This window comes from Nitrospiria bacterium, assembly GCA_035517655.1.
GTDB lineage: Bacteria > Nitrospirota > Nitrospiria > JACQBZ01 > JACQBZ01 > JACQBZ01.
The window spans coordinates 105,956-114,357 of record DATIYJ010000056.1; the positions used below are offsets into that span (position 1 = coordinate 105,956).

10 protein-coding genes are annotated in these 8,402 nt (G+C 57.4%); 7 read left to right on the forward strand and 3 right to left on the reverse strand.

Annotated elements, in window-relative coordinates; genetic code table 11:
* Positions 1-48: 48 nt before the first annotated feature.
* On the reverse strand, positions 49-636 hold the full coding sequence (locus VLY20_10620) for an SGNH/GDSL hydrolase family protein (protein HUK57099.1): 588 nt from the start codon (positions 634-636) through the stop codon (positions 49-51).
* A gap of 125 nt (positions 637-761) precedes the next feature.
* Between VLY20_10620 and VLY20_10625 the strand changes: the two genes are divergently transcribed.
* The 7 genes from VLY20_10625 (at position 762) to VLY20_10655 (ending at position 6,600) form a co-directional block, all read left to right on the forward strand.
* Entirely contained in the window at positions 762-1,211 is a 450-nt protein-coding gene (locus tag VLY20_10625; protein HUK57100.1) for a DUF5069 domain-containing protein, read from the forward strand.
* A gap of 114 nt (positions 1,212-1,325) precedes the next feature.
* Positions 1,326-1,781: a transcriptional repressor gene (locus tag VLY20_10630; protein HUK57101.1), complete on the forward strand. Its 456-nt coding sequence runs from the start codon at positions 1,326-1,328 to the stop codon at positions 1,779-1,781.
* Entirely contained in the window at positions 1,778-2,206 is a 429-nt protein-coding gene (locus tag VLY20_10635; protein HUK57102.1) for a rubrerythrin family protein, read from the forward strand. The genes VLY20_10630 and VLY20_10635 overlap by 4 nt, the downstream gene beginning before the upstream one ends.
* Before the next feature lie 68 nt (positions 2,207-2,274).
* Entirely contained in the window at positions 2,275-3,543 is a 1,269-nt protein-coding gene (locus VLY20_10640; protein ID HUK57103.1) for an anaerobic glycerol-3-phosphate dehydrogenase subunit C, read from the forward strand.
* A gap of 15 nt (positions 3,544-3,558) precedes the next feature.
* Positions 3,559-4,140, forward strand: a complete 582-nt coding sequence (locus VLY20_10645) for a DUF3501 family protein (GenBank protein ID HUK57104.1) — start codon at positions 3,559-3,561, stop codon at positions 4,138-4,140.
* Positions 4,141-4,196: 56 nt separating this feature from the next.
* Entirely contained in the window at positions 4,197-5,258 is a 1,062-nt protein-coding gene (locus VLY20_10650; GenBank protein HUK57105.1) for a cytochrome c peroxidase, read from the forward strand.
* Between the two features lie 271 nt (positions 5,259-5,529).
* Positions 5,530-6,600: an Mrp/NBP35 family ATP-binding protein gene (locus VLY20_10655; GenBank protein ID HUK57106.1), complete on the forward strand. Its 1,071-nt coding sequence runs from the start codon at positions 5,530-5,532 to the stop codon at positions 6,598-6,600.
* 422 nt (positions 6,601-7,022) lie between these two features.
* On the opposite strand, the gene VLY20_10660 is transcribed toward VLY20_10655, so the two are convergent.
* On the reverse strand, positions 7,023-7,466 hold the full coding sequence (locus VLY20_10660; protein ID HUK57107.1) for a hypothetical protein: 444 nt from the start codon (positions 7,464-7,466) through the stop codon (positions 7,023-7,025).
* Positions 7,467-7,483: 17 nt separating this feature from the next.
* The coding region (locus tag VLY20_10665; GenBank protein HUK57108.1) for an RHS repeat-associated core domain-containing protein at positions 7,484-8,402 on the reverse strand (919 nt) is incomplete at its 5' end.

Sequence of the window (8,402 nt, forward strand, 5' to 3'; positions counted from 1 at the left end):
TATCGCTGTCAAGCGGAATATCCGCAAAGCGGAAAACAGCGGACCGGCTTAGAAGACGGGTTTAAAAACCTGCTCGTAAAGCAGCTCGGCGAGCCGACGATAGCCCTCGGTGGTCAGGTGGAGGCCGTCGTTGGAATAGGCCTCGGCCAAGCGGAGCGTCTCCGGCTCGGCCGTCGCCGCGAAGAGATCGACCACCGGCTGCGGCCGGCTCCGGGCGTATTCCATGATCAGACGGTTGAGCGTTTGGCGCGGAGGAATCCCGTCGTCGAATCCGAGAATCGAGGGAAGCGTCACGGCGACGGCCCGGCCGCCCGCGCCGCGGACCCGCTCGTAGATCGTGACAAGGTTCCGCATCACCTCCGAGGGCCGCGCGCCCCAGCCGAGATCGTTGGTCCCGCCGAGAACAACGACATAGTCCGGCCGGAGCGGGAGGACATCCGTTCCAAGACGCATGGCCATCTCGGCCGTCAGCTCCCCGTTGACGCCGCGGACCAGAACCTCCGCCGCCGGACCCAAGCGCTCTTGAAGAAAACGGCCGTAGGGCGTGGCCGCCCCGGCCGGGTTCGCGGCCGTTGGCGATTGATAACCCACCGTGAGGCTGTCGCCGAACGCGACGATCCGAAGCGGCCGGGCCATGATGAATCCTCCCTTCAAAAAAACACGACGTCCGGTTGAATTTCCCGGCTGCCGTAGGATACACTGTACGATCAACGGGGTTCAGTATAATCCTTCTCCCCGATCAGGACAAGGAGGCCATCGCCATGAAGGTTCAAGCGCCCGATCTCACCCGCCGGTTTCCCCGAAGCCCCGGGGAAAGGCTCGGAGGATACGCCCATCTCGCCCGCATGGCCGACAAGGCGCGCGCCAAGGCGGCCGGCACCGTCGGGGAATACATCTACCCCTGCCCGCTGGACCAGGCGCTTCTTGAATTCCTGGGGATTGACCCGGACGCTTTCTACGAAGCGGCCCGGAAAAAAGACGACCGGGAACTCCTGGCCTGGGTCCGGGAAAACGCGGCATCCAAAAATTCCGAAGAAGTCGAGAGCTGGAATCGGGCGTTTCTCTGCCGGAAACCCCGGAACGAAGAAAGCCAGCGACGTTTCGATGAAATCCGGAACCGGCTCGCGCCGCATCGCACCGACATCACGGCCTGGCCGGATCTATTAGACCTGGAGGAAGGCCGCGAGGTGCCGGCGCGGACGGCGCGTTGAAGCGGTTGTTTTTCCGCTTGACAACATCCCCCGCTCCGTGGTAAATAGTAACAATTCCTAAATAGGAATTAGTCTTAACAAATGCCCCTCGCGCCATCGAGGATGATGATGACGATGCTGACCCCCGAACAGATGCGGAAACGCTTCCAGGAGCGCCGGCTTAAATTCACAAGCCAGCGCTACGCCATCTACCGGGCGCTGGCCGCCTCCAAAGAACACCCGAGCGTGGAGGATCTTTACTCGACGGTCAAGAAGGCCTACCCGACCCTTTCGATGAACACGGTCTACAACACCCTCGAGAGCCTGAAGGAAATCGGCATCGCGTCGGAGATCAGCCTCTGGCACGACAAGGCCCGCTTCGACGCGAACCCGGCCTCGCACCATCATCTGGTCTGCCTGCGATGCAAAAAGATCGAGGACCTCTACGACGACACCCTGAACTGCCTGGCCCTGTCGCCCAAGGCCAAGCACCGCTACCGGATCACCGGGCACCGCGTCGAATTTCACGGCTACTGCAGCGACTGTAAACCCAAAACGACCCAACCCACAAAAAGGAGGAAACCCCAATGAGCAAGAAAGGCTTGAAAGGAACGAAGACCTGGGAAAATCTAAAAGAAGGGTTCGCCGGGGAATCCCAGGCCAACCGGCGTTATCTCTATTTCGCCCGTCGCGCCGACATCGAGGGACAGCCGGACATCGCCGGCGTGTTTCGCGACACGGCCGAGGGCGAGACCGGCCACGCCTTCGGGCATTTTGATTACCTGGCCGAGATCGGCGACCCGGTCACGGGCGTGGCCGTCGGCGATACAGCGGCCAACCTGAAATCGGCGATCGAAGGCGAAACCTACGAATACACCCAGATGTATCCGGGCTTCGCGAAGACCGCCCGTGAAGAAGGGTTCGCGGAGATCTCGGAATGGTTTGAGACGCTGGCCAAGGCCGAGAAGTCCCATGCGGGGCGCTTCACCAAGGCCCTGGACACCATCAAGAAATAGCTCCTCATCGGGGGCCGGAGCCGGCCCGGCATCGATCCGGCCCCCGGGTTTTATGATAAGGAACGGCGATGATCGCATTCGACTCTCCCCGATTCAAGGAAGCGGAAGCCTTCCAGGCCGAGACGTCGCGGGTCTACGAGATCTGCAACGGCTGCCGGAGATGCTTCAACCTCTGCCCGTCGTTCGACGTGCTGTTCCGCGGCATCGACGACAAGGACGGCGAGGTGGGCGCCGTGGAGGCTCCGGTTTTAAATCAAGTGGTGGATCTCTGTTACTACTGCAAACTCTGTTTTAACCACTGCCCGTACTGTCCGCCCCACAAGTACGACCTGGATTTTCCCCGGCTCATGCTTTGGGGAAAATACCTGAAGGCCGGCCGGCGGCGGCCCGGTTGGCGGGACCGGCTGTTGGTGGATGTCGACCTGATGGGCCGCTTGGGCGGGATGCTCGCTCCGCTGGCCAATTGGGCCATCCGTAAATCGTTCATTCGCCGGCTGATGGAGGCGCTGATCGGCCTCCATCGGGAACGGCTCCTCCCGGCCTTCCATCGGCAATCCTTCGCCGCCTGGTTTCGCCGAGCATCCGAACCGGGCAGGGGCGCGGCGCGCCGCGCCCCTGCACAGGAAAAAATAGCGCTCTTCTACACCTGTTACGTCAACCGGCACGATCCGGAGATCGGCAAGGCCGCGATCCAGGTCCTCGGGAAAAACGGAGTCGAGGTGATCTGCCCGGAACAGGAATGCTGCGGCATGCCCTATTTCGACATCGGAGATCTGGACGCGGTTCGGGAGAAGGCCCGGTCGAATTTAAAGAGCCTGGCGGCCGCGGTGGATGCGGGCTACAAAATCGTGTCCCCGATGCCGACCTGCAGCCTGATGCTGAAGAAGGAATATCCGGACCTCCTCCGGACGGAAGAGGCCCGGAAGGTCGCGGCCAACAGTTTGGACCTGTGCGAGTATCTGATGAAACTCGAAGGACAGGGAAAGCTCGCGAAGGATTTCGTCTCCGGCCCCGGCAAGATCGCCTACCAGGTGCCCTGTCATCTCCGGGACCAGAACATCGGGTTGAAGTCCCGCGACCTGATGAAGTTGATCCCCGGCGCGACCGTCGAGGTGATCGAGCGCTGCTCCGGGCACGACGGAACGTTCGGGGTGAAAAAGGAATATTACGATCTCTCGCTCAAGGTGGGACGGAAGGCTTTTTCGGCCGTCGACGACGCCGAAGCGGACGTGGCGGCCTCGGATTGCCCCCTGTCCGGGCTGGCCCTCGAGCAGAGCACCGGGAAAAAATCGGTCCATCCCGTTCAGGTGCTACAAAAAGCCTACGGGTTGAAATAAGAACGCGAGATTCCGATGAACCCGCTTCGGATGGAAGACATCAAACCGCTTTCGGAATACGAAGCCGTTCGAGGGGAGTTCCGCGAACGGATCATCGCGCTCAAGAAACGGCGGCGCGTTTCCCTCGGCGACCGGATCACGCTGGTGTTCGAGAACCGGGACACGATCCTGTTCCAGATCCAGGAGATGATGCGGGTGGAGCATATTTACGATCCGGCCAAGATCCAGAACGAGCTGGACACCTACAACCCGCTGATCGCCGGCCCGGGCGAGCTGTCGGGCACGCTGTTCATCGAGATCACCGAGCCCGGCCGGATCAAGGAGATCCTGGATCAACTTCGAGGAATCGACGACGGCCGCCGCCTTTTTTTCGAGATTGGCGCGGACCGGGTCGACGGAGAATTCGAAGAAGGCCACAGCAACGAGGAAAAGCTCAGCGCGGTTCATTATGTCCGGTTCCGGTTCTCGCCGGAGGAGCGGAAGGCCTTTCAAAACGATGCCGTTCCGGCGGCGCTGATCGTGGACCATCCCAACTATCGGGCCCGAACGGTTTTGGAAAAAGAAGTCCGCCGCGAGCTCGCGGGCGATCTTCAGTAGGCGGAGGGGGCGACGCGAGCCCCCTATAATAAGAGCTTATCAAGGAGGAAATCGCCATGAAACGAAATTCACAGGAATGGTTCATCGCACGAGGGACGGGGCTTGCGGCCGTGCTCTTCGTCCTGCTCCTCGGTCCCATGCAGGCCGCCGGCGCCGAGACAAAAAGCTACATGCCGCCGATTCCGATGGGTCTGGATCAGGATCAATTCTACGTTCCGAAAGACAACCCCCTGACCAAGGAGAAGATCGAGCTGGGGCGGCAGCTCTTTTTCGACAAGCGCCTGTCCAAGGAAAACACGATCGCCTGCGCCGTCTGCCACGTGCCGGCGCTCGCCTTCACCGACGGCCAGCCCGTCTCGGCCGGAGTCCGGCACCAGCAGGGAGGGCGAAGCGCCCCGATGGCGATCAACCGCGCCTTTTCCAAGGCCCAGTTCTGGGACGGACGGGCAGCCACGCTCGAAGACCAGTCGGTCGGTCCCTTCGTGAACCCGGTCGAGCACGGTTTTGCCGATTACAAGGAAATGATCGACAAGATGAACAAGATCGAGGGTTATAAGAAGGAGTTCAAGGAAGTCTTCGGGGGGGAGATCACGGTCGACAGAATCGGCAAGGCCATCGCCAGCTTCCAACGGACCATCCTCTCAGGCAACAGCCCGTTCGACAAGTACGACGTCGGCGGGGATGAAAATGCCCTCTCGCCCGCCGCGAAGCGCGGGCTGGACCTCTTCCGGAACAAGGCGCGCTGCACGAAGTGCCATTCCGGTTTCAATTTCACGGACGAGAAGTTCCACAACCTCGGAATCGGGTTCGACAAGGACATGGTCGACACCGGACGCTTCCACGTCACCAAGGACAAGAACGACATGGGCGCGTTCAAGACCCCCAGCCTGCGGGAAATTTCACGGACCGCGCCGTACATGAACGACGGCCGCTTCGCGACGCTGATGGACGTGGTGAATTTTTACAATCAGGGAGGGATCAAGAATCCCTTCCAGGATCCGCTGATCATTCCGCTGGATCTGACCGAAAACGAGAAAAAGGATCTGGTCGAGTTCTTGAACAGCCTCAGCGGGGAAGGGTGGCAGAACATCACTCCACCATCGGAATTCCCGATGTAACACAAACGACTTTATCCTGTTGCATCGGCGGGTCCCGTCCTTCGGCAGCCCCATCCGTCCTCACTGCGGATTCTCCGAAGTTTTATTCGGGGAACCACACGAAAGTACCCTTGGCTTTTCCGTTGCAGGCGGACGGGGCGCCCCGCCTGCGGCCACCCGCCGAGTGTCGCACTGAATTTGTCGTCTGTATTCGTAATTACCGATTGACGAAGGAACCCGGCCGCCCGTAGAATAGAACGTACGGTGGTTCCTATGACGAGGGAGACACGTTATGCCCGTGAGTGAGAAAGAAGTCCTGAGCGCCCTGAGCCGGATCCAGGATCCGGATCTTCACAAAGACATCGTGACGCTGGGCTTCGTCCAGAACATCAAGATCCAGGATTCACAAATCGGCTTCGATATCGTCCTGACCACGCCCGCCTGCCCGGTCCGGGACCAGATGCGCGACGAGGCCCAACGCCTCATCGCGGCCCTGCCGGGCGTATCCAAGGTGAACATCAACATGACGTCCAACGTCACCAAAGGAATCAGCGGCGTCAAGGAGGATTACATCCCGCGGGTGAAGAACGCGATCGCGATCAGCAGCGGCAAGGGCGGCGTGGGCAAATCGACCGTCAGCGCGACGCTCGCGGTCGCCCTGGCCGAGACCGGCGCGAAGGTCGGCCTGATGGACGCCGACGTCTACGGGCCGAACATCCCCATGATGATGGGCGCCGGAACACCGCCCCATCAGTCGGGAAACAAACTCATCCCGGCCGAAAGCCACGGCGTCAAAATCATGTCGATGGGCTACCTCGTCCCCGAAGACCAGCCGATCGTCTGGCGCGGCCCGATGATCCACGGGGCGATCCAGCAGTTTCTCCGGGACGTCGAGTGGGGCGATCTCGATTACCTCCTCGTCGACCTCCCGCCGGGAACGGGCGACGCGCAGCTCTCGATCTCGCAGCTGGTGCCGCTGACCGGCGCCGTGATCGTGACCACGCCCCAGAACGTCGCGCTGCACGATTCCAAAAAAGGGCTGGGCATGTTCCAGAAGGTGAATGTCCCCGTCCTCGGGATCATCGAGAACATGAGCTACTTCATCTGCTCGCATTGTCAGGAGCGGACCGAGATCTTCAGCCACGGCGGGGGAAAGCTCGCCGCCGAGAAACTGGGCGTCCCCTTCCTTGGAGAAATCCCCATCGATCCCGAGGTCCGTGTCGGCGGAGACAGCGGCGAGCCGATTCTCATCTCCCATCCGAAATCGCCCGCCGCCGAGGCCTTCCGCACGATCGCCAGGGCCGTCGCGGCCCAGATCAGCATCCAGAACGCCAAACGCCAGACGCTCAAGATCATCGGCTGACGCTGATTCAGAATCCGCATATATTTATCTGAGAACCGGCCACAGAGGAGCGGATATTAAATTCTTAAGCTATCTTGTTTGGGTCGGTTTAGAACAGCGGCAGGGTGCTTAACTACCTGTCCGTGAAATCGGGGCTACCTCATTGACCCCTTTACTTCAAGTCTGAAGGTGTTGCACTTACTGGTTGAATGCAGGATTTTGAAATTTCCCCTTTCTGAGGAGTTACGGACCCAGCTGATCGAAGAAGCTAAGCAAATTATAAAAAAATAGGCAATCAGAGTATAAGGTTTCATTTGACAAGATGATTGAAGAAATAAGTGCCAATCTTCCAAATTAGGACAGGCCCCAAAAAAGCGCTCGGTTTTCTGTAACAGCCGAGGGCGATTTTCGAATAATCTATAGTAACCCTTTTATCATTTTATTTAACACCGGTCGATGGTGTGTCGCAGTTGCGGATCATCCGTGATATAAAGAATGTTCCCAGGAACCCTCTGCTCGAAAATCTCCTCGATACCATCAACTGTGACAATGGAATAATTTGGATATACAGCCCCAGTTTTCTTCTCTTCGAATTGTCGTGCCGTACATGGATGCCAACGTTCGGTCCCGATCTTCTTCAATAACTCCTTATGTCCTGGGCCCAAATCATAAATAACCATTTTATCTAAATAAGGTAGGAACGGACGAAAATACAAAGTAATTGTCATACCTAAATCTTCTCTTTTATAACCAGGTGGAACTACAAACCATCTCGGAAGGCGTGATTCTGCAGCTAACTGAAACTCAGATTCAATAAATCCATATTGTAGGTTACAGGCACTTAGTAAAATCCACACAAGAAGGGAAAATACTACAATTAACCTCATCTCTCTGATCCAGCACATTAATTACCCTTGCATGATTTGCAATCACCCTTTCCCACATTATGTATAAGGCATGCAAAAACGTTAGAATTGCATATTGTACAAGGGCCAAATGGACCCATTAAATAAGTTGTTGCATTGGTTATCCAAGATGAAAAATTACATTGATGTAATTCATAACAATGATCATGTGTAACACAGCATTGTTTCGTGCAAGGGTTGCGATTAAATTTTCCGGCTGGCCACGAGCATTCTTGATCCTGCCTCCCAAACCCCGGAGCAAAATTTCCGCTCGAGTGAGTAGCAACCATCAATAGACCCGTCGGGTCAATCCGGTCAATTGGATTGTCCCCAACATACGCGTATGGATGAAGCATTTCAGGGCGCTTGATTAGACGCGGAACCATCAATTCCATTGGGCCGTTAGGAGAAGAAATAAAGCCCCCCAAGAGTGGATCTTCACTCAAAAACCTATGTAAGTTTGGATTGTAATACCTTGCACGATAGTAATATAATCCCGTGCCATCATTTTCGCGTCCCGTAAACTGGAATGAGTTAGAGCTGGTTGTGCCAGTTGCAGTGGTTTTTCCAAATGGTTCATAGGTGTACTCGGTTTGCACGGTACCGGAGGTGTCGGTCAAGGCCAATGTAGAGCCCAGTCCATCGGTGAAGAACGATTGGGTTCCCGCGCTGTCTGTTCGTGTCAAGAATTCATCCATACCCAAGCCCGTTATCAGGTTGGCGGTTGGCGTTGTTCCGGAAAGTTCCTGTACAGGGTTCTGACCGTCGTATAAATAACTCGTAGGAACACCACTGATGGTCTTGGTAATTCTACGCCCTACCGCATCATATTCAAAGCTTGCCCCAGCCATCGAGGCCAACCGGTCACGCGCATCCCATGTGTAAATGTTGCTCCCATCGTTTGTCAAATTTCCGTTA